Source organism: Sphaerisporangium sp. NPDC049457 (assembly GCF_055586705.1).
The window spans coordinates 1-19,079 of sequence record NZ_JBVJHR010000001.1 but is presented as its reverse complement, the minus strand read 5'-3'; the positions used below and the strand labels follow the sequence as shown (position 1 = coordinate 19,079).

Genomic DNA, 19,079 nt, shown 5'->3' with positions numbered 1-19,079 from the left:
AGGTTCCTCCGGAGCTCCCGCGACCGACCCCGTCAGGAGGACAGCGTATTCTCCGCCAGTTCGCCGAGCGCGGCCCGGTTGGGCAGGCCGGTCTTGGTGAGCAGGGAGGCCACGTGCTTCTCCACGGTCCGCGGCGACAGGTGCAGCCGCGTCGCGATCTCCCGGTTGCCGAGGCGCCGGGCGAGCAGTCCGAGGACCTCGTGTTCGCGCACGGTGACGCCGGCGGCGCGCAGCGCGGCGGGAATGGCGTCCACCCCGGTGCGGCGCTGGGTGACGCGCACGCCGGCCCGGCGCATCAGCGCCCGGCAGGCGCCGGCGACCGCGGTCACCCCGCCTGAGTGGAAGTACTCCTCCGAGCGGCGCAGCCACTCGGAGGGGGCGCCCCAGCCGTCGTCGATCGCCGCCTCGGCCACCAGGCGGAGCCCCATGTTGCGGCCGGTGGCGTACAGCTCGCCCACCCGCGCCGCCCGCTCGACGGCGTCCGCCGCCTCCTGGCCGCGGCCTGCCCGGCCGTGCAGTACGGCGTCGGCGAACAGCGCGAACATCCGGTCCCAGCGCAGCCGGCTGGCGGGCGCGGCGACCACCGCCTCGTACGTAGGCCGGTCCAGATCCCCGGCCAGCGCCCGCAGCAGCAGGCTCAGGCCGTAGCGGCCGGTCAGCGGGTAGACCGTCGGGTTCTCCTCCTCGGCGGCCAGCGCGCGGGCCTGCTCGGCCGTGGCGAGCTCGCGGTCCTCCTCCAGCAGCGCGCACCAGGCCCGCGCCAGCCCGTGCGCCCGCGGCGTGAGCTGCGCGTGCTCGGGCAGCTCGCGCCTGAGCTCGGCGAACGCGGCCTCCATCTCCTGCCGCCGGCCCTGATGGGCGGCCAGGATGGCCATCTGGAGCAGCGCGTACCGGCTGGTCTCCAGCAGCCGCAGCCGCGAGGCCGGCTCCAGCACCTGGTCCAGCAGCTCACGCGCGGCGTCGAAGTCGCCCCGCAGGATCGCCTGGAAGGACAGGCACGTCTCGGCCTGGAAGCGGGCGGTGACCGCGCCGACCCGGGAGGCCTGCTGCCGGACGTGCTCCAGCCGGCCGACGCCGCCGTCGCGCAGCGCCTCGTCGTTGCCGAGCCGGATCAGCGTGTGGATCTCCTCGATCGGCAGGTCGTACCGGACGGCGAGGCCGCGCGCGTGTTCCAGGCACGCCGTCGCCTCCTCGGGGTCGCGGGGGCGGTTCAGCGCCCCCAGCAGTTGCCAGGCCTGGCAGGCGACCATGGGCAGCCGGGCGTCCTCCGCCACCTCCGCCGCGCGCCGCGCGAGCCGTTCCGCCAGCCGCACCTGGTCGGGCCCCGGCAGGTCGAGCGCGAGATGGGCGGCGACGACGTCGATCGGGGCGGTGTCCCGGTCGCCGGCGTCCGGTCCGATGAGCCGGCGGGCGATCTCCACCTGCGCGAGGCCGTCGGCGGACCGGCCGCCCACCGCGGCCGCCCAGGCGAGGCGGGTGTGCAACTGGGCGCGGGAACGGCGGTCGATCAGGCCGGTGAACTCGTCGAGCCGGTCGGCGGCGGTGACCGCCCGTTCCACCAGGCCGGCCTCGGCCAGCGCCAGGAGCAGCGCGGACAGCGCGTCGGCCCGCGCCGGCGCGTCGGTGCCGTGCCCGAGGAGGTCCAGGGCCTTCTCCAGCAGGCTGACCGCGGTGTTGGCCGCGCCTTGGGCCAGCGCCCTGCGGCCGGCCTCCGCGAACAGCCGGCCGGCGGCGGCGGGCTCGCCCGCCTGCAGCCGCAGCGCGGCCGTCGTCTGGCACCACTCGTCGGGCAGGTCGGGGAAGACGGCCTGCACCGCGTCGGCGGCGCGCCGCGCGAGCGCGCCGCGCTCGTCGGGGTTCAGCAGGGTGAGCAGCGCGTCCACGACCAGCGGGTGCTGGAAGGCGTACCAGTCGGGGGTCTCCTCGTCCGGGGCGACGAACTCGGCGGTCAGCTCGGCGTGCAGCTGCCTGAGCAGTTCGCGGTACCCGAGGCCGGTGGCCGCCTGCAGCACCGACACCGGGAAGCGCGGGCCGAGCACCGCCGCCACCGAAACCAGGTCGCGTCCCTGCGGGCCGATCTTGTCGAGCCGGGCGGCCATCGTGCGGGTGAGCGAGCCGGTCACCCGGGTCTGCAGCCTGCCGGTGACCCGCCAGAGTCCTGTGCCGCCGTCACGCGCGACGAGCCCGCCGCGCACCATCTCGCCGAGCATCTCCTCGACCATCAGCGGGACGCCGCCGCTGTCGGCCCACAACTGCTCGGCCAGTTCCTCGGGCACCTCGGCCGCGACGCACTCCAGGTGGCTCGCGGCCAGCCGGCGCACTTCGTCGCGGTCGAGGCGGCGTAACTCCAGCAGGCCGGCCGAGCCCCGCTGCGCGGCCGCCCGGGCCAGGTCGAGGGCCGGGCACGGGTCGCTGGAGGCCGCGCCGAGCAGCACCGCGGGCTGCCCGGCGAGGTTCTCGACGAGGTAGTCGACCACGGCCAGGGTCTCGGCGTCGGAGTTCTGCAGGTCGTCCAGGACCATCAGGCAGCCGCGCCCCCGGCCGGCGAGGGCCGCCAGCCGCAGCACCGCCTCGGCGAGGATCACCAGTGACGAGCTGTCCTGCGCCGGCGCGGGGGCGCCCCAGTCGGGCACCAGCCTGGCGAGGACGGGACGGTAGGGGCCGAGCTCGGTGGCGTCGATGGAGGCGCCGGACCGCTGCAGGGACATCAGCGCCTCGGTCAGCAGCCGGAACGGCGCCATCGGCCCGATCGGGCTGGCCCTGCCGCGGAGCGTGCACATGTCGGCCGCGAGGCCGAGGTCGGCCGCCGCGGTGGACAGCCGTGACTTGCCGATGCCGCCCTCGCCGATCACGAACAGCGCACCGCCCCGTCCGGACCGCGCACCGGCCAGCGCGCGCTCGATCATGCGGAGCTCGTCGTCCCGGCAGACCACAGCAGACGCGGGGAACACGGTCACTTCCCAGTAATAACCAAATTTGACGGATTTACGCGGAATTGTCCTCAGGCGGTCGCCGCCGTCACACCAGCCTGGTGATGGGCGCGTCGGACCCGCCGCAGCAGGTGGTGTCCGCCGGACCCGCCAGGGTGTTGAACGCGCTGCCCAGCGAGGTCGTGGCGCCGCCGGCGGTGGCGATGACCCCGGCCAGCACGGCCACCCGCAGGCCGAACTGCGCCCTGGCCAGGCCCGATCTGGCGGTACCCGTCACGGGCGCGCACCGCGGGGCGTCCTCGCGGGCGCCGGAGGTCTCGTCGTGGCGGGTGCTCGTCTGCTCGAACCTCATCGTCGTCAACCCTTCTCTTCAGGTAGGCGTTGTCGCCGTCATGCACGTCGTCGTTCACCGTCGATCGCTTCGCGGGCCGTACGCCCCGGGCGCGAGCCCTGGACGCGGCGCCGGTCACGGAGCCGGTTCCAGGAGCAGCACCGAGGGCACCGCCTGCGGGAAGCCGAGTCGCAGCAGCCCGTATCCGATGCCCGCGAGTCCGTGGAGCAGTCCCGGCGTGGCGATCCCGCCGGGGGTGGCGCAGGTGGGGCCGTGCCGGTGGACCGCGTTCAGGACGAGGTCGGCGCGGCGGCGCAGGGCCGGCGCGGCGCCCCGGCCCGAACCGGCGGCGGTCAGTACGAGCAGGGCGTCCGCGATGCCCAGCTCACCGTGGCACAGGGTCAGGTCGCCGAGCACGGGGCCCTCGGCCAGCGCGAGCAGAGCCGTCTCTGACATGGCCGCCGGGGTGTCGTCGCCCAGGTACGCCCCTGCCACGAGCAGGCCCGCGGTCCCGCGGCACCAGCCGGGTCCCTGTGCGCCGTCCGGGCCGGTCCGCTCGCCCGCCCGCCGCAGCGCTCGCCGGCCCGCCGCGAGATGGGACGAGGCGGGGGCGCCGGCGGCGAACCGGGTGAGCGCCCAGCCGATGCCGGCGGGGCCGGCGGCGAAGCCGGGCGGCGTCTCGTCCCCGTCCGCGGCGCACCGGCCCTCGGTGCGCTCCACGAGGCCGGTCAGCCGGTCGGCGCACGAGCGGGCAATGCTCGCGGCCGGCGCGGAGCCGATCTCGCGGTGCGCCGCGCCCATCGCGGCCAGGCATCCGGCGACGCCGTCGGCCCAGCCGGGGGACGCGCTCAGCTCGGCCGCGCGGCCGGCCAGCTCGACGCCGGTCTCGGCCCAGCCGCGCACCTCGCGGTCGTCGAGCAGGGTGGACAGCCGCGCCAGCGCGTAGGCGATGCCGCCGAGTCCCGCGCTGCCCCCGCACCCGACGGCGCCCAGCAGGTCGGCCCGGCCCGCGAGGGTGTCCAGCAGCTGAGGGACCGGGCTCACCGCCCGCCGGGCCGCCTGCGCGTAGCGGTCTATGCCGGTCAGCCCGGTGAGCTGGGCCAGGAACAAGGCCACCCCGAGGTAGCCGTCGGCCAGGCCGGCGCCCATGGGCAGCAGCAGCCAGCGCGTGTCGTCGACCAGTTGCAGGCCGACCCAGTTGATCCGTCCCGAGTCGCCTTCGCCGCGCAGCACCTTGCTGGACGCGAGGATCTCGTCGGCCAGCCCGGCCGCGGCCGCGAGCAGCCTGCCGGGTTCGGCGCGCGCGAGGCCGCGCCCCATGGCCGGGCGGGCGCCGCGGTGGCCTTCGGCCGGCCGGCGGGCGGCCAGGGCGGCGCGGATCACCCACTCCTGCTCGCCCCGGTCGATCTCGCCCATCGCCGCGACCTTCTCCAGCGCGCACGCGAGACCCGAACGCTCCAGCAGGCCGGGCAGGCGCCCTCCGGTGCGGGTCCACAGGTCCGTGGACCCGGGCCGGCCGGTGATCAGCGGAATGTCGTCGGCCCACAGCGCGGCCCGTTCGTGGCGGGCCAGCCGCAGCCACAGGTGGTGACCGGCCGAGGCCTCCTCCAGCAGGTCCAGGGCGCCGTCCCGGTCGAGCGCGTCGCGCAGCAGGTCGGGATGCGCCGACTCGTCTCTCAGGTGCTCGTAGCCGCGGCTCGGCCGGACGACGACGCGGGTCTCGACCTCGGCGAAGGACTCGATGAGCTCGATGAACTCCTCCCGGCCGCGCACGATCGCGTCGTAGCCGAGCCGGAAGCCCTCCAGCACGTCGGCCTGGTGGTCGGCCGGCTCGATCGCCCGCCCGCCGAAGCGGGGGCGGTTGCCGGCGCCGGAGAAGGGGACCGGCCGCCGGACCAGGCGCGAGGCGGCGCTCGCCGGCGGCTCCCAGTCCAGGGCGCCTTCGGGGCGGATCTCGCCCGGGTCGCCGCCCATGCCTGACTGGTCCAGCAGGCCGTTCTCCCCGGCGGTGACGTACGGCAGCAGGCCGGTGCGCCGCACCGAGGACGCCAGCGCGTGCGCGGCGGGGTCGGCGATGGTGACGGTGTCCGCCAGGGGCAGGTCGGGGTGGAAGATCGTCTCCACGTCGATCAGGATCGGCTGGTCACCGCACGCGATGACGTTCTCGCAGTGCATGTCGGTCGCGTGCAGCGCGTGCAGCGCGGCCAGCAGCGCTCCCGCGCGCCGGTAGAACCGCCGCGCGTCCTCCGGCCGCCGCAGGGGCAGGGCCGGGACGAACTCCATCCAGCCGTACCCCGGCCGCGCGAGCATCTGCGGGGTGCGCAGGCCGTAGCCGGGAAGCCGCCGGTCCAGCCAGGCGACGACCTCGCCGAAGCCCAGGTGCGCGGCGAGGCCGCGCGGCTTGTAGACGACGGTGCGGCCGTCGGCGAAGCGGACGAGACTGACCGAGCGGCCGTGCTCGTGCGTGTCGCCGAGCCCTGGCTCGACCGCCGTGACCGGCCCGGGGTCGGCGCCGCCGAGCAGGTGCGCGACCAGGGCCGCGCGGTCGGCGGCCAGGCGGGACAGCAGTTCGGCGCCCGCGTCGGCGGCCGACATGGCCACCGTGCCGAGCTGCCGGGCCAGCACCGGGTAGCGCGTGAAGAGCGCGGCCAGTCCGGCGGGGGTGCACTGGCGGTGCAGGAAGCCCGCGAACCGCTCGCGGTCGTCCGCGCCGGTCGGCGGGCCGCCCGCGTGCGCCGAGCCGAGCTCGGCCATGAACGTGCGCACGGCGATGCGCGCGAGCCTTCTGGACAGCACGCCGGTGTACGCCTGCGCCACGGAGCGGGCGTCGGCGGTGCCGCGGGGGAGGCGCCGGGCCGCGTCGGCCAGCCGCTCGCCGACCAGGGTCAGGAAGGGCCGCAGCGGCAGGGCGAAGGCCTCCTCCCAGGCGTCGAGGTCCTTCGGCGTCTCGCCGGGCGGCCGTGCCGTGGCGACGGCCCGTTCCACGAAGTCGCACCAGGGGGGGCGGACGGCGGCGGACCCGTCGCCGGGGACGGCGGCGTCCGTCCGCTCGTGCCGTGCCAGCCCCCGAGCCCACCAGTCGGTGCCGATGAGCCCGGCGGCGGTGCCCTCGCCTAGCGTCGCCGGTTGCGTCATACCTCAGAACCTGTCACAGCGCCGTCCGCCGGTGATGGGTAGAGAGCACCCATGTTTTCGCCGCGGTCACCCGGTTCCGGACGCCGGAGTACGTAGCGGGCCCCCGCATGGCGGCGCGGCGGCGCGGCGGCGAGGGCTCGCACGCCGGGCCCGGACGACGACGCGGCAGGTGGACGGCACACGAAGAAAGTGGGTGAACGCACCCCATGTGTGACAAGCCGGTGTGACGGAGGTTAGGGGCGAAAGGTTGTCACATGTCTGGTCGAGGAGGTCCGATGGGTGAGCCGGTCGGGGTCGGCGTCGTCGCGTTAGACCCGATGCTGGAAGCGGGCGCCACGAGCGCGCTGCTCGCCTGTCCCGAAGTCGCCGTGGTGCGGCCCGAGGAGACGGCGCGGGTCGCGGTGGTCGTCGTCGACCGAATACTGGACCAGGTGTTCGACCTGCTGCGCGCGCAGCGGGACCTGCCGCACCGGCCCGAGGTGGTGCTCGTCGCCACCGACTTCACGCTCCCGCAGGCGCTGCACGCGATCGCGGCGGGCGCGCGCTGCCTGGTGCGCCGCCGCGAGGCCGACGCGGGGCACCTGGCGAGCGCGGTGCTCGCCGCGGCCTGCGGCGACTGCACCGTGCCGCCGGACATGCTCGCATGCCTGCTCGACCAGGGGCTCGGCGACCGCCCGGCCGGCCGGACGCCGCGCGGGCCGTGGCGGGGCGCCGGCCTGACCGAGCGCGAGCACGCCGTGCTCGCCCTCATCGCCGACGGCCGCGAGACCGAGGAGATCGCGCGGGAACTGTGCTACTCGGCGCGCACCGTCGTCGGCGTGGTACACGACATCACCCACCGCTTCCGGCTGCGCAACCGCGCCCACGCGGTGGCGTACGCGCTGCGGACGGGGCTGCTGTGACCGGGGCGGCCGCGGGCACGATGGAACGTCCGCGCGTGCACGTCAACGCCGCCGACGCGGCCTCGCACGCCAGGGTGCTCTCGCTGCTCGGCCCGTGCGGGTTCCCACCGGCCGAAGGACCGGGCGTGCCCGCGGACGCGGTCGTCATCGGCGCGGCGGCCACGGTGGACCGGGCCCTGGAGGCCTGCTCGGCGGCCGGCCTGGACGGCGCGAACGCGCTGCTGCTCGTCGCCGACACCTTCTCCCCGCCCGGCGTGCTGCGGGCCGTGCGGGCGGGGGTGCGCACCATGCTCCGCGCCGCCGACGCGACCCCCGAACAGCTCGGCGCGGCGGTGCGCGCGGCGCGCCGCGGCGACGGCCGCGTGCCGCACGAGGTGCTGGTCCGGCTGCTCGGCGGCCCGCCCGCCCCGCCGCCGTCGCGTCCCGCGGTGCCGGCGCCGTCGCTGACGGCCCGGCAGAGCGCGGTGCTCGCGCTGATGGCCGACGGGCTCGGCAACGCGGCCATCGCCCAGGTGCTGTGCTGCTCGGAGCACACGGTCAAGAACCTCATCTACGACCTCACGGCCCGGTTGCAGGTGCGCAACCGGGCGCACGCGGTGGCCTATGCGGTGCGGAGGGGACTGGTCTAGCCGGCGTGAGCCGCCGTCGCGTACCCGGGCAGGAAGTCCGGCAGGTCGACGCCGAGCCCGCTAACGCGGGCGCCGCGCAGCACCAGGTCCGCGACCGCCAGGTCGAGCACGCCGAGCCCGAACGGGGAGAACAGCGTCACCCGGCGCGGGTCGCGGACGTGCTCCCCGCCGCCGAGCAGCAGCTCGCCGATGGTCGCCCGGATGAATCCGCGGTGGCCGACGTGCTGCTCGGCCAGGTGCATCGACGTCGCCGCGCGCAGGACGTGGTCACGGTCGTCGACGATGTTCACCGCGTCCAGCACCCCGCCGATGGTCACGTCCCGCAACGAGACGTGCAGGACCAGCGAGCCGGGACGGCAGGCGCGCAGGTCGAGATGGGGGACGGTGGCCGTCGTCGCCAGGCTGACCAGCGGGTGCGCGGCCAGCGCCCGGTCAGGACGGGCCGCCACCGACGCGGTCAGGCCCAGCTCGGCCTCGCAGCGCCGCGCGAACGCCTCGGCCCGGCCGGCGTCCAGGTCGAAGACGGTGACCTCGCGCAGTTCCGGATGCACCACCGTGAGGAACCGCAGGACCTCGGCGTTGATCACGCCGCATCCGATCACCGACGCCCCGCCGGCCGGCTCGGCGCCGCGCAGGGTCGCCGACGCCAGGGCGGCGCTCGCGGCGGTGCGCCGCGCGGAGATGACCGAGCCCTCCATCACGCACAGCGGGAGCCCGGTGTCCGGCGAGTTCAGGATGACCACCGCCGACGCGCGGTCCATCCCGGCCGCCACGTTCCCCGGGAACGACGCTATCCACTTCATCCCGGCGACCGGCTCGCCGCCGCCCAGGTACGCAGGCAGGGCGATGATGCGGTCGCGGGCGCTGTGCGGGAAGCGCAGGAACACCGATTCGGGCACCGCCGTCTCGCCGCGGGCGTGTTCGACGTACGCGTGCCGCACGGCGGCGAGCACTCCGGCGTGGTCGCCGTCCAGCACCCGCCGGACGTCGGCGTTGCCGAGGATCAGCATCGCTCGTCGCAGACGGTCCGGTCCATGTACCGGCGCAGCCCGGCCGGCCGCATGTCGGTCCAGATCACCCCGATGTAGTCCAGGCACTCCGGCTGGGACCCCTCGGTGCCCTCGGCGTGCCAGCCGGGCGGCAGGTCCCGCCCGGCCGGCCAGACCGAGTACTGCTCCTCGTCGTTGCGCACGACTCGGTAGGCGCCCTCGTCGACGTGGTCGCTCACGGTGCTCTCCCTTCTGCGCGGCCGCGGTGTGCGGCGGCGTGCCCACCGTGCCCCTCGCGCCGCGTCCGGCGGCAGAGACGAACGCGCAGCAGTGGCGGCGGCCGAGGGGTGCCGTTCCTTCCCTGGCGGGCGGCCGCCGCGCCGGGCGATGGTCGAGACGGTCACAGTCCAACGATCCGAGGAGACATCCCATGGACGACGGCGACGGCGACGGCAGGCGGAGCGGGGCGGCCCGCACCCGCTCGTTGCGCGGCCTCATCGGAGTGCTGGGCGCGGACCTCGCCTCCCTTTCGGCGAGCCGCCTGCTGTCCATCGCGGTGCCGTGGCTCGTGCTCACCTCCACCGGGAGCGCGGCCAAGACCGGTCTGGTGGCCTTCTGCCAGATCGCCCCGTTCGTCATAGCGCAGGCGCTGTCCGGCCCGATCATCGACCGCATCGGCCCCCGGCGCGTCGCCATCACCGGCGATCTGGTGTCGATGGCCGCCATGATGGTCGCGCCCCTGCTCTACGTGGCCGGCACGCTGAACCTGTGGGCGCTGGCGGCGCTCATGGCCGTGGCGGGCGCCGCGGACGGGCCCTCCATCGCCGCCAAATCCGTCTTCGTGCCGTCCGTCACCCGGGCGGCCCGCGCGCCCATCGAACGCGGCACCGGGCTCATCGCCGCCGTCGAGCGCACCGCCACGGTGGCGGGGCCCGCCGTCGCCGGGGTCCTGGTCGCCACGTTCGGCGGCGCCCAGGCACTGTGGATCTCGGCGGCGCTGTTCGGCGTGGCGGCCCTGGTCACCTCGCTCACGCTCGCCGACCCCGCGCCCGACCCCGCCGCGCCGGCGACGGCGGAGGCGGAGGGGTACTTCGCCCGGCTGCGGCAGGGCGCCGAGTTCCTGCGCCAGGACGGCCTGCTGCGCGCCATCGTCGGGATGCTGGTCGCGACCAACCTGCTCGACCAGGCCTTCATGGCGGTGCTGCTGCCGATGTGGGCCCTTGAGTCCGGGTACGGCGCCGAGACGGTCGGCCTGGTGGTCAGCGTCTTCGCCGCCACCTCCATCCTGAGCGCGCTCACCGCCGCCGCGCTCGGCGACCGGCTGCCCCGCCGTCTGGTCTACATGGTCGGCTTCGTGATCGGCGGCGTCCCGCGCTTCGCGGCCATGGCCCTGAGCCTCCCGCTGTGGGCCGTGCTGGCGGTCTTCGCCGTCGGCGGTCTCGGCTCCGGCTTCGTCAACCCGATCATCGGCGCCGTGACCTACGAGCGCATCCCGGCACGGCTGCTCGGGCGGGTGCGCACGCTCACCTCCGCGCTCGCGTGGGCCGGCATCCCCTTCGGCGGCCCGTTCGCGGCGGCGGTCCTCGCGGTCTCCGGAGTGACCGGCGCCCTGATGTTCGTCGGCTGCTGCTACCTGGTCGCCATCGTCGTACCCGGGCTCCGGCCCGAATGGTCGCAGATGCGCAGGGCCGCGCCCCCGATCGACATCTCCCCTGGGAGTGCCCTTACGGCCGCAGAACCAGAGAAAGGCGCCAAAGATGGTCGCGCTGCCTGAAATGTCGGTACGCCGGACGAGGTTCGAGCCGGTCGGCGGCTGGTCGTCATACGACCGGACCGAGGCCTTCGAACTCGACGCGACCGCCGAGTCCGTCTACCAGAACGTGGTGGAGAACCCCGACATCGGCATCGAGAAGCTCGCCGACCTCATGGCGTGCAGCGAGGTCACCGTCCAGTTCGCCCTCGCGCACCTCGCCCGGCTCGAACTGATCACCCGGGTGCCGGAGAGCAACGGCTGGCGGGCGATCGAGCCGGAGGTCGGCCTGGCCGCCCTGCTGGCCCGGCAGCAGGCCGAGCTCGCGCGGCACCAGCAGCAGGTGGAGGACAGCAGGCTCACGGTCGCCCGCCTGCTGGCGACCTGCGGTCACCGGAGCGCCCAGGACCTCGCCGGTGTCGAGTGGGTCGTCGGCGGCCCCGCGGTGCGGGCCCACACGGCCCGGCTGGCCGCCGACTGCCGGGAGGAGTACCTGTCGCTCAGGCTCGCCGGACAGCCGTCCACCAGGGCGCTCGACGGCGCCCGCACCATCGACGAGGACCTCCTGGCCCGTGGCGTCGCGTCCCGCTCGATCGTCCTGGACAGCGTCCGCAACGACAGGCCGGTCATGGACTACCTGCGATGGGAGATCGCGGCGGGCGCGGAGCTGCGCACACTGCCGACACTGCCCGCCAGGGTGCGGATCTTCGACCGGCGCCACGCGGTCGTGTCGGTCAGCAACCTCACCGGCATCGCCGGAGCGCTCACCGTCGGGTGCGACGCGGTGGTCCACTCGTTCGTCACGCTGTTCACGAAGCTGTGGGCGGAGGCCGAGCCGCTGGGCGACTGCCGGCCGCGCCGGGGCGACAAGCTGTCGCCGCAGGAGGTGCACATCCTGAAGCTGTGGGCGCAGGGGCACACCGACGCCTCCGCCGCCCGCCGCATGGAGGTCTCCCTGCGCACCGTGCGCCGGCTTTCCGACCGGCTGGCCGAACGCCTCGGTACCCGCAGCAGGTTCCAGCTCGGCGCGGTGGCCATCGCCAGAAGGCTCATCGACCCGGCGGAGCTCTGAACCGGCCTCCCGGCATGAACCGGGCGGCCCGGCCCTGCGGACCGGCGGCGCCTGGGACCGCCGTTCCACGCTGATCCGCGGACCCTCCGTCCAGCGGTGCTTCCGGAGACGACCGGCCGCTCGCCCGCCGGTCATCTCCGGTGGCGCCGCCCGGCGGAGGGCTCACGCTCGCGCGTCACCGGCTCACCCTCCCGCCGGAGCGCCCACCAGGCCGGCCGTGTCCGCCATATCCGCCGTGTCCGCCATATCCGGCGTGTCCGCCATATCCGGCGTGTCCGCCGTGTCCGCCGGGCGGGCGCCGCCGAACCGGCCCGCCACCCAGTCGTCGTCGTACACAGTCCGCAGGTACCGGTCGCCGAGGTCGGGCGAGATGGCGGCGACGCGCGGCCGGTCGCGGAAGTCCCCCTCGCGCGCGGCGATCGCCGCCAGCACCGACCCGGTCGAGCCGCCGACCAGCAGGCCGGTGTTGCGCGCCACGCGGCGGCACTCCCTGATCGCCTCCTCCTCCGGCACGTGGACGACCTCGTGGGCCAGCTCAGGCCGGCACAGCTCGGGACGGCGGCTGGCGCCGAGCCCGGGGATCCAGCGGCGGCCCGGCGCGGCGCCGAACGTCACCGACCCCAGCGAGTCCACCGCGACGACGCGGGTGTGCGGAGAGTGCTCGCGCAGGTAGCGCGCGCAGCCGACGAAGGTCCCCGCCGAGCCGGTGCCCACGAACAGGTAGTCGATGTGCCGCAGCCCGGCGAGCAGGTTCTTCGCCGTCCGCTCGTAGTGCGCCGCCGCGTTGGCGGGGTTGGCGTACTGGTTGAGCCACACCATCTCGGGCTGCCGCCGCAGCCGCTCGTGGACGTAGGCGATGCGCGAGTGCAGGTAGCCGCCGTTGGCGTCGGTCTCGCGCACGGTCACGACCTCCGCGCCGAGCGCCCGCATGTGCGCGACGGACGACTCGGAGGTGTTCGGGTCGACCACGCACGTGAACGGGTATCCCTTGGCCGCGCAGATGGAGCTCAGCGCGATGCCGAGGTTCCCCGACGAGGACTCGATCACCGGGACGCCGACGGACACGCGGCCGCCGCGCTCGGCGTCCTCGATCAGCCCGACGGCGGTCTTCAGCTTGATCGAGCCGGCCGGGTTGAGCCCTTCGAGCTTCAGGTAGACGTCGGCGCGCCGCGACAGGTAGGGCAGCGCGACGAACACGTCATCCATGACGACGTCATAAGAGTTTGCGTAGATCACGCGAACACCTCTCGCTGGTCATGGCGGACCGGACCGCCTGCCTGCCCGGGAGCGTCATGGGAGGCCACGGGGCGGTGCTCCGACGGGCTCCACAGGTCCTCGGGGCCCGGTTCGTCGGCGGCGTACTTGCCGAGGGCGCTGATCAGCAGCCGCATCTCCAGGGCGACGGACTCCACGAACCGGATCAGCCCCTCCTGAGGGTCCTCGTCGACGGCCACCAGCGCGGCGCGGCCGAGGCCGGCCGCGCGGGCGCCCAGCGCCAGCAGCTTGACCGCCCGCGCGCCGTCGTGGACCCGGCCGCTGGCCAGCAGCGTGCCCGGCGGCGCGCCGATCCGCCGCAGGCACTCGTGCAGCGGCAGGCCCACGTGGCCCAGGAACGCGCCCGGCGCCCATCCGGTGCCGCCCTCCGCGCCGTCGACGGTGACCGCGTCCGCGCCCGCGCGCCACGCGACGAGCGCGGCGGCGGCCACGTCGCGGCCCGGCGGCAGCTTCACCCAGCACCGCGCCCGGGGATAGTTGTTGCGCATCAGATGGATCTGCTGGCGCAGGATCTCGTCGGTGAACGTGCCGGGGCTGCTGGAGCGCAGCACCGGTCCGCCCGCCGCGAGCGGCTCTATGGCGTACTGGCCGGCGAGGCGGCGCGAGGTCTCCTCGTCCACCATGGTCAGGCCGCCCAGCCCCGGCTTGGCGCCCTGGCCGGCCTTCAGCTCGAAGGCCAGCCGTCCGGAGTCCATCAGCTCCCGCACCGAGGGGTCGGTGTAGACGTGGTTCCAGACCTCGGCGTTGGCGTCCTCGGTGCTCTGCTGGACGACCACTCCGCCGGCGGTCGCGGGCGCGGCCTCGGCGTAGGCGCCGATGCGCTGCAGCAGGGCGCCGTGCGGCCCGGCGGAACGGAACCCGCGCACCGGGGCCACGTTCTCGCCGATCACCATCGGCAGGCCGAGCCGTCCGGCCTGGACGGCCAGGGCGCACCCGGCCGCCGCGGCCCGCGTCGAGCCCAGCGCCGACAGGTAGAGCGGCAGCGGCGCGTCGAACCCGCCGAAGGCCGTCTCCAGCGACACGTCCGAGTACAGCGGCTCCCTGCCCAGCTCGATCAGCTTCTCCAGCCGCCTCGGCATGAACACCGGCGGCACCAGGCGGCAGGCGTCGATGTCGTCCCGCGTCACGGCGGCGCCCGCGCCGAAGACCGTCACGCCGTACTCCTCGGCGGCGGGGAACACCGCCGCGCCGCCCTCGCGCGCCCGCCGCCGCACGTCCTGCTCGGGGAACCCGGGCGCTCGCAGCGCGCTCACGGCGACACCACCCCCGGCAGCTTGGGGTAGGCGCTCGCCTGCCACACCGAGTCCAGCCCGGCCACCCAGCGGGTCAGCCGCTCAAGGCCGATGCCGAAACCCGCGCTGCGCGGAATGCCCTGCCGCACGATGTCCAGGTACCAGGCGTATTTGGCGGGGTTCTCGCCGGTCTCCCGCATCCGGGTGACGATCTTGGCGTACTGCGACTCGCGTTCGCCGCCGCTGCAGATCTCCCCGCAGTGCTCGGGCGCGATCAGGTCGAAGCTCATCAGCGTCGAGGGCCGCGCCGGGTCCTCCTTGTCGTAGAAGCCGCGCGAGCCCTTGGGGTAGTCGACGATGAAGAACGGCGCCTCGGCGCGGCCGGAGATCAGCTCCTCGGCTTCCCAGCCGATCTCGGTGCCCGGGTCGTGCGGGTGGCCGATCCGGTCGAGCACCTCGCCGTGGGTCATCACCTCGAACGGCTGCTCGACCAGCGCCGACAGCTTCGCGGTGTCGCGGCCGACCAGCCGCAGCGCGTCGCCCTGGGTGGCCAGCGCGTTGCGCACCGCCTGGCGCACCACCCGCTCGGCCAGGGCGATCGCGTCGTCGCGTGACGCGCCGGCGAACTCCACGTCGATCTGGTGGAACTCGGCCAGGTGCCGGTGGGTGGAGCTGGTCTCCAGCGGCTCCAGCCGCACGTTCGGCGCGATGAAGAACACCTTGTCGAACGCGACGAGCGAGGCCTGCTTGTACAGGATGGCGCTGGCCATCAGCTTGTACCGGTGGCCGTAGTAGTCCACGTCCACCTGCTTGGCCCCGCGGGCGCCCGGATCGGTGACCGGGCCGATGAGCGGCTGGAACAGCTCGACGGCGCCCTCGGAGGCGAGCAGTTCGCGTGCCCCCGCCACCAGCGCCTGCTGGATCTTGAGCACCGCCTGGGTCCGCGGCGAGGTCAGATGTTCCCGGGGGCCGGGCGGCTCGTCCGCCGTCCGCGCCGCGGTCATCGGTGCGGGACGGAGATCCTGTGTGGTCATCGTTGAACCTTCCTCACTGGTGGGCGAGAGCGCCGGCGTCGTAGCGGTCCCTGACGTAGGACAGGGCGTGCAGCAGTTCCGCGGACGTCAGCCCGGCCGCCTTGGGCCGGCTGCCGGGGCTGGTGATCGGCAGTGCGCCGGTCGCCGCCCACTGCAGGCGGCCGTCGTCGGCGATGTAGCTGCGGGTGCGTCCCGCGTTGTCCGGATGCAGGCAGTACGGGACGTCCAGATGGCCCAGCGCGAAGGCGGAGGTGAGCGCCCTGCCCAGATCGGCGTGCAGGTCGAGCACCCGCTCGATGATCGAACGCGCCTCGGCCTCGATGCCGGTCGCGGCGGGCGCGCGGACGCTCGGCTCGACCGCTCGCGCGGCCCGCGCCGCCACCTGCAACGCGGTCACGTTGTCGGCGATGGACGGGATCCGGCTGGCCTCCGCGGCCGTCTTGACGATCAGGCGGGCCGCCCCGCTGCGCTTCGCCAGCCGCGCGGCGGCGGCGAGCAGGTCCAGCGCACCGGCTCGGGTGGCCGGGTACCGGCCCATGTAGGCGTAGACCACCACGTGCCAGGCGGCCGTCGGCAGCAGGTCGGCCGCGATGGCGTGCAGCGCCCGGAGGGCCTCCTCGTCCTGACCGGGGTGCGTCTGCTGGGCGTAGCTCAGGGAGATGCTCGCGATGCCCTGCTGCGCGAAGAACATGCCCTCCAGGACGGTGATCGCGATCAGCAGCGAGGGCGGGCACAACTGCCCGAGCATGCACCCGCCGAAGCTCTCCAGGTGCGGCACGGCGCCCGTCTCCGCCATGGACGCGAACCGGCGGACGGCCTCCCGCCAGGCGTGGACCGACCGGTTGACGGGCGTCCTGCTGTAGGGCAGGCAGTAGGAGATCGGCCCGCCTTCCGTGGCGTCCAGCCCGGCCGCCATGAGCGCGCCGAAGATGGGGCCGGGTGCGGCGGAGCCGTGGCGCACCTGCACGGGGAAACCGGCGTCGCGGACGCCGTCGAGCATGCTCCTGGTGGCCTCGGGGCCCAGCGTCACGATGGGGTAGCCGTTGAGCTCGTCGCCTTCGCGCAGCGCGCGCTCGGCCGCGGCGAAGTCGCCGACGCGGGTGTAGCTGTCGAGCGTCACGGTCCCGACCGTGGTGGCGTCGGCGTTCTTCGTGGCGATCAGCCCGGCGCGCATCCGCCTGACGGTGCCGAACCCCATGCGGGGCTGCACCACGAGCGTCCCGGTCCGCCGGGCGCGCTCCATGAACTCGTGGAAGGCGCCGGGGGGCGCCGTCGCCGGCATCACGCTCTCCGCGTCGCGTGCCGTCCCGGCGCGGCCGCCCGGGCCAGCAGGGTCCGGAAGGCGGGGACGGCGGCGTCGCCGACGAGCACCGCGTCGTAGCCGGCGGCGACCAGCCCGTCCACGGCGGCGCGTTCCCGCTCCTCGCTGACGCAGAGCTTGCCGCCGAGGGCGACCGGCACCCGTGCCAGGGAAGGCTCGGCGCGCAACGCCGCGATCACCTGCCGGGCGTCCTGCGCGCCGTGGCCGTTCACCGTGCTGATCACGATCAGGTCGGGGACGCGGCGCAGTGATTCGTCCAGGAGCATCGAGATGGGCGCGCAGGCGCCGAGGTTGGTGACCGACCAGCCGTTCTCCTCCATCAGCAGTTGGACGAACAGCAGATTCCAGGTATGTGAATCCGATGGCGTGCTGCTGAGCACCGCATACGGCTTCGGTCGCTTTTCTGCGATACAACGGGCGGACATCCCAGTTACTGGCCTTTCTTCCGGAGAAGTATTGCCGTCCAGACCGGACGTTTCTGACATATTGAGTATGTCGCGATCTGGATCGAGCCATTACTGGATAGTTATGTCCGCGAATATGGGGGCATTTCTGGCCGCTGGGCGGTCGGCGGCCGCTCCGGCCGCTCCGGCCGCCGGTTTCTCCGCTTCCCGGCGCGGCGCACGCCGTGAACCGGCGCCGCTGGGCGGCGCCGGTTCACGGCGGTCGATCGCGTCCTTCGAGCGGCGGCCTGGAGGCGGTCGCGCGGCCTCCGCCGCCCCGGCCGGGCGGCTTCGAGGCGTCAGATGAGCGCGGCCGCTATGGCCGACACCGCCTCCTTGGCCTCGACCATGTCGTGGTGGCCGCCGGGCAGGTCGATGACCCGCAGCCCGCGAGGGTAGAGCCGCTTCCAGTGGGCCACGTACCGGGCGCGGTCGCCGCCCGGCATCACCTCCTGACCCGGCCGGCCGATCTCGTCGCTGATGACAAGGGTGGCCGTGGCCTGCGAGCACGCCGCCCGATAGTCGGCCAGCGCCCGCGACTCGGCGCGCAGGATGTCGTAGGGCAGCCGTTCGTCGAGGTTGACCGCGTCCTGGTCGATGTTCATCGGGCCGGCCAGCGGCTTCAGCGCCTGTAGCGTCCGCTCCCGCGCCGCCCCGGTCTCGGACTGCCCGCGCCGCCACAACTCCTCGGCCCGGCCGAAGATCTCCGCCAGCCCGTCGAACCTCTCCTTGCGGTCCGGCCCGGTGACGGCGGGCTCCAGCAGGAACGCCGAGCCGATCTGATCGGGGTGCATGGCGGCCATCTCATGCAGGATCACCGCGCCGGCCGACCAGCCGAGGAGCCGGTACGGGCCCTCGGGCTGCACGTTGGTGATCTCCTTCCAGTAGCGCTCGGCCATGGCGCCGATGTCCTCCAGCGGCGCCTCGCTGTCGGACAGGCCGGCGGCCTGGACGCCGAGGACGCGGAACGTCCCGTGCAGCTCGTCGGCCAGCGCCTGGTAGGAGTGGATCTGGCCGCCCCCGGGATGGACGCAGAACAGGTTGGGCAGCTCGGCGTCCGCCGGTCGCCGGGGCCGCACCTCGGCGACCAGCCCGGCCCGCTCAGAGCCGGTTCCGCTGAGCGCCTTCGCCAGTTCCTCGATGGTGGGGTGGGCCATGACCTGGCGCAACGTCGCCGGACAGCCGGCGCGGCGCAGCCGGGTGATGACCTTGAACGCCAGCAGCGAATGGCCGCCGAGGTCGAAGAAGTCGTCGTGGACGCCGGGGTCCGCGACGCCCAGGACGTCCTGCCAGATCGACGCGATGAGCTGCTGCGTCGGAGTGGCCGGTGCCACGCGGGTCGTCCGCGCGGTCGCGGTCGCGGGCGCGGGGAGGGCCTTGCGGTCGATCTTGCCGTTGGGGGTCAGGGGGAGTGCGGGAAGGCCGATGTAGGTGGTGGGGACCATGTACGGGGGCAGCGTCCCGGCGGAGTGGGTCTTGAGCTCGTGGGCCGTCGGCGCGGCGTGGCCGGGGGCGGTGACGGTGTAGGCGGTGAGTTTCCGCACCCCTGGGGTGTCCTCCCGGACGGTGACGGCCGCGGCGCCGATCGCGGGGTGGGCGATGAGGGTGTTCTCGATTTCCCCGAGTTCGACGCGGTAGCCGCGGAATTTGACCTGGGTGTCGATGCGGCCGATGAATTCCATTTCCCCGTTCGGCAGCCAGCGGCACGAATCGCCGGTCCGATACAGACGCTGGGAACGTCCGGCGATGTCCAAATCGACGAATCTCTCACCGGTGAGCTGGGGCCGGTTGAGGTAGCCGCGCGCGACGCAGATGCCGCCGAGGAGGCATTCTCCCGGGACGCCGACCGGGACGGGACGGCCGCTCTCGTCGACGATGTAGGCCGTGGTGTTGGTGATGGGGCCGCCGACGGAGACGGGTCCGGTGGCGCCGGGGTCCACGCGGCGGGTGGCGGACATGACGTTGGCGACCGAGCATTCGGTGGCGCCGTATTCGTTGTAGATGACGGTGCCGGGTTCGCACACCGCGAGGATGCG

Annotated in this window: 15 protein-coding genes; 4 read left to right on the top strand and 11 right to left on the bottom strand. The window is 74.5% G+C overall.

Annotated features, from left to right (window positions below; all coding sequences use genetic code 11):
* Positions 1 to 32: 32 nt before the first annotated feature.
* From ACZ6QO_RS00075 to ACZ6QO_RS00065, 3 genes are all read right to left on the bottom strand, one after another.
* Positions 33 to 2,957, bottom strand: coding sequence for a helix-turn-helix transcriptional regulator (locus tag ACZ6QO_RS00075; RefSeq protein WP_465846134.1), 2,925 nt, complete (start codon positions 2,955 to 2,957; stop codon positions 33 to 35).
* Between the two features lie 61 nt (positions 2,958 to 3,018).
* Positions 3,019 to 3,282 carry a hypothetical protein gene (locus ACZ6QO_RS00070; RefSeq protein ID WP_465846132.1) on the bottom strand — a complete coding sequence of 88 codons (264 nt, stop codon included), beginning with the start codon at positions 3,280 to 3,282 and terminating at the stop codon, positions 3,019 to 3,021.
* A gap of 114 nt (positions 3,283 to 3,396) precedes the next feature.
* Entirely contained in the window at positions 3,397 to 6,396 is a 3,000-nt protein-coding gene (locus ACZ6QO_RS00065) for a type 2 lanthipeptide synthetase LanM family protein (protein ID WP_465846131.1), read from the bottom strand.
* Positions 6,397 to 6,671: 275 nt separating this feature from the next.
* Here ACZ6QO_RS00065 and ACZ6QO_RS00060 point away from each other — a divergent pair, with 275 nt between their 5' ends.
* Both ACZ6QO_RS00060 and ACZ6QO_RS00055 read left to right on the top strand, forming a co-directional pair.
* A complete protein-coding gene (locus ACZ6QO_RS00060; protein WP_465846129.1) occupies positions 6,672 to 7,298 on the top strand; it encodes a helix-turn-helix transcriptional regulator in 627 nt (208 codons plus the stop codon).
* Positions 7,295 to 7,927, top strand: coding sequence for a response regulator transcription factor (locus ACZ6QO_RS00055; RefSeq protein ID WP_465846126.1), 633 nt, complete (start codon positions 7,295 to 7,297; stop codon positions 7,925 to 7,927). Before ACZ6QO_RS00060 ends, ACZ6QO_RS00055 begins: the two co-directional genes overlap by 4 nt.
* Here ACZ6QO_RS00055 and sbnB read toward each other — a convergent pair.
* The gene (gene sbnB / locus ACZ6QO_RS00050) at positions 7,924 to 8,937 is read right to left on the bottom strand and encodes a 2,3-diaminopropionate biosynthesis protein SbnB (protein ID WP_465846125.1); all 1,014 of its coding nucleotides are present in this window, start codon (positions 8,935 to 8,937) and stop codon (positions 7,924 to 7,926) included. The genes ACZ6QO_RS00055 and sbnB overlap by 4 nt on opposite strands.
* Complete coding sequence (locus tag ACZ6QO_RS00045; protein ID WP_465846123.1) at positions 8,931 to 9,155, bottom strand: MbtH family protein; 225 nt, start codon at positions 9,153 to 9,155, stop codon at positions 8,931 to 8,933. Before ACZ6QO_RS00045 ends, sbnB begins: the two co-directional genes overlap by 7 nt.
* A gap of 191 nt (positions 9,156 to 9,346) precedes the next feature.
* Here ACZ6QO_RS00045 and ACZ6QO_RS00040 point away from each other — a divergent pair, with 191 nt between their 5' ends.
* Positions 9,347 to 10,690, top strand: coding sequence for an MFS transporter (locus ACZ6QO_RS00040; protein ID WP_465846122.1), 1,344 nt, complete (start codon positions 9,347 to 9,349; stop codon positions 10,688 to 10,690).
* Positions 10,674 to 11,738, top strand: a complete 1,065-nt coding sequence (locus tag ACZ6QO_RS00035) for a helix-turn-helix transcriptional regulator (protein WP_465846120.1) — start codon at positions 10,674 to 10,676, stop codon at positions 11,736 to 11,738. The genes ACZ6QO_RS00040 and ACZ6QO_RS00035 overlap by 17 nt, the downstream gene beginning before the upstream one ends.
* Positions 11,739 to 11,921: 183 nt before the next feature.
* On the opposite strand, the gene sbnA is transcribed toward ACZ6QO_RS00035, so the two are convergent.
* From sbnA to ACZ6QO_RS00005, 6 genes are all read right to left on the bottom strand, one after another.
* Complete coding sequence (gene sbnA, locus ACZ6QO_RS00030) at positions 11,922 to 12,974, bottom strand: 2,3-diaminopropionate biosynthesis protein SbnA (protein WP_465846118.1); 1,053 nt, start codon at positions 12,972 to 12,974, stop codon at positions 11,922 to 11,924.
* The gene (locus ACZ6QO_RS00025) at positions 12,971 to 14,266 is read right to left on the bottom strand and encodes a glutamate synthase-related protein (RefSeq protein WP_465846116.1); all 1,296 of its coding nucleotides are present in this window, start codon (positions 14,264 to 14,266) and stop codon (positions 12,971 to 12,973) included. The genes sbnA and ACZ6QO_RS00025 overlap by 4 nt, the downstream gene beginning before the upstream one ends.
* Positions 14,263 to 15,279: an asparagine synthetase A gene (locus ACZ6QO_RS00020; protein ID WP_465846115.1), complete on the bottom strand. Its 1,017-nt coding sequence runs from the start codon at positions 15,277 to 15,279 to the stop codon at positions 14,263 to 14,265. Before ACZ6QO_RS00020 ends, ACZ6QO_RS00025 begins: the two co-directional genes overlap by 4 nt.
* Positions 15,280 to 15,292: 13 nt before the next feature.
* Positions 15,293 to 16,561, bottom strand: a complete 1,269-nt coding sequence (locus ACZ6QO_RS00015) for a methylaspartate mutase (RefSeq protein WP_465846112.1) — start codon at positions 16,559 to 16,561, stop codon at positions 15,293 to 15,295.
* Entirely contained in the window at positions 16,561 to 16,980 is a 420-nt protein-coding gene (locus ACZ6QO_RS00010; RefSeq protein WP_465846111.1) for a cobalamin B12-binding domain-containing protein, read from the bottom strand. The genes ACZ6QO_RS00015 and ACZ6QO_RS00010 overlap by 1 nt, the downstream gene beginning before the upstream one ends.
* A gap of 362 nt (positions 16,981 to 17,342) precedes the next feature.
* Positions 17,343 to 19,079, bottom strand: a 1,737-nt coding sequence (locus ACZ6QO_RS00005) for a thioesterase domain-containing protein (RefSeq protein WP_465846109.1), incomplete at its 5' end; no start/stop codon positions are given.

Bases quoted from the DNA above. Each gene is read 5' to 3' on its own strand.
- ACZ6QO_RS00065 (WP_465846131.1), bottom strand. From the start codon at position 6,396: ATGACGCAACCGGCGACGCTAGGCGAGGGCACCGCCGCCGGGCTCATC.
- sbnB (WP_465846125.1), bottom strand. From the start codon at position 8,937: ATGCTGATCCTCGGCAACGCCGACGTCCGGCGGGTGCTGGACGGCGAC.
- ACZ6QO_RS00060 (WP_465846129.1), top strand. From the start codon at position 6,672: ATGGGTGAGCCGGTCGGGGTCGGCGTCGTCGCGTTAGACCCGATGCTG.
- ACZ6QO_RS00020 (WP_465846115.1), bottom strand. From the start codon at position 15,279: ATGACCACACAGGATCTCCGTCCCGCACCGATGACCGCGGCGCGGACG.
- ACZ6QO_RS00035 (WP_465846120.1), top strand. From the start codon at position 10,674: ATGGTCGCGCTGCCTGAAATGTCGGTACGCCGGACGAGGTTCGAGCCG.
- ACZ6QO_RS00070 (WP_465846132.1), bottom strand. From the start codon at position 3,282: ATGAGGTTCGAGCAGACGAGCACCCGCCACGACGAGACCTCCGGCGCC.
- ACZ6QO_RS00015 (WP_465846112.1), bottom strand. From the start codon at position 16,561: ATGCCGGCGACGGCGCCCCCCGGCGCCTTCCACGAGTTCATGGAGCGC.
- ACZ6QO_RS00040 (WP_465846122.1), top strand. From the start codon at position 9,347: ATGGACGACGGCGACGGCGACGGCAGGCGGAGCGGGGCGGCCCGCACC.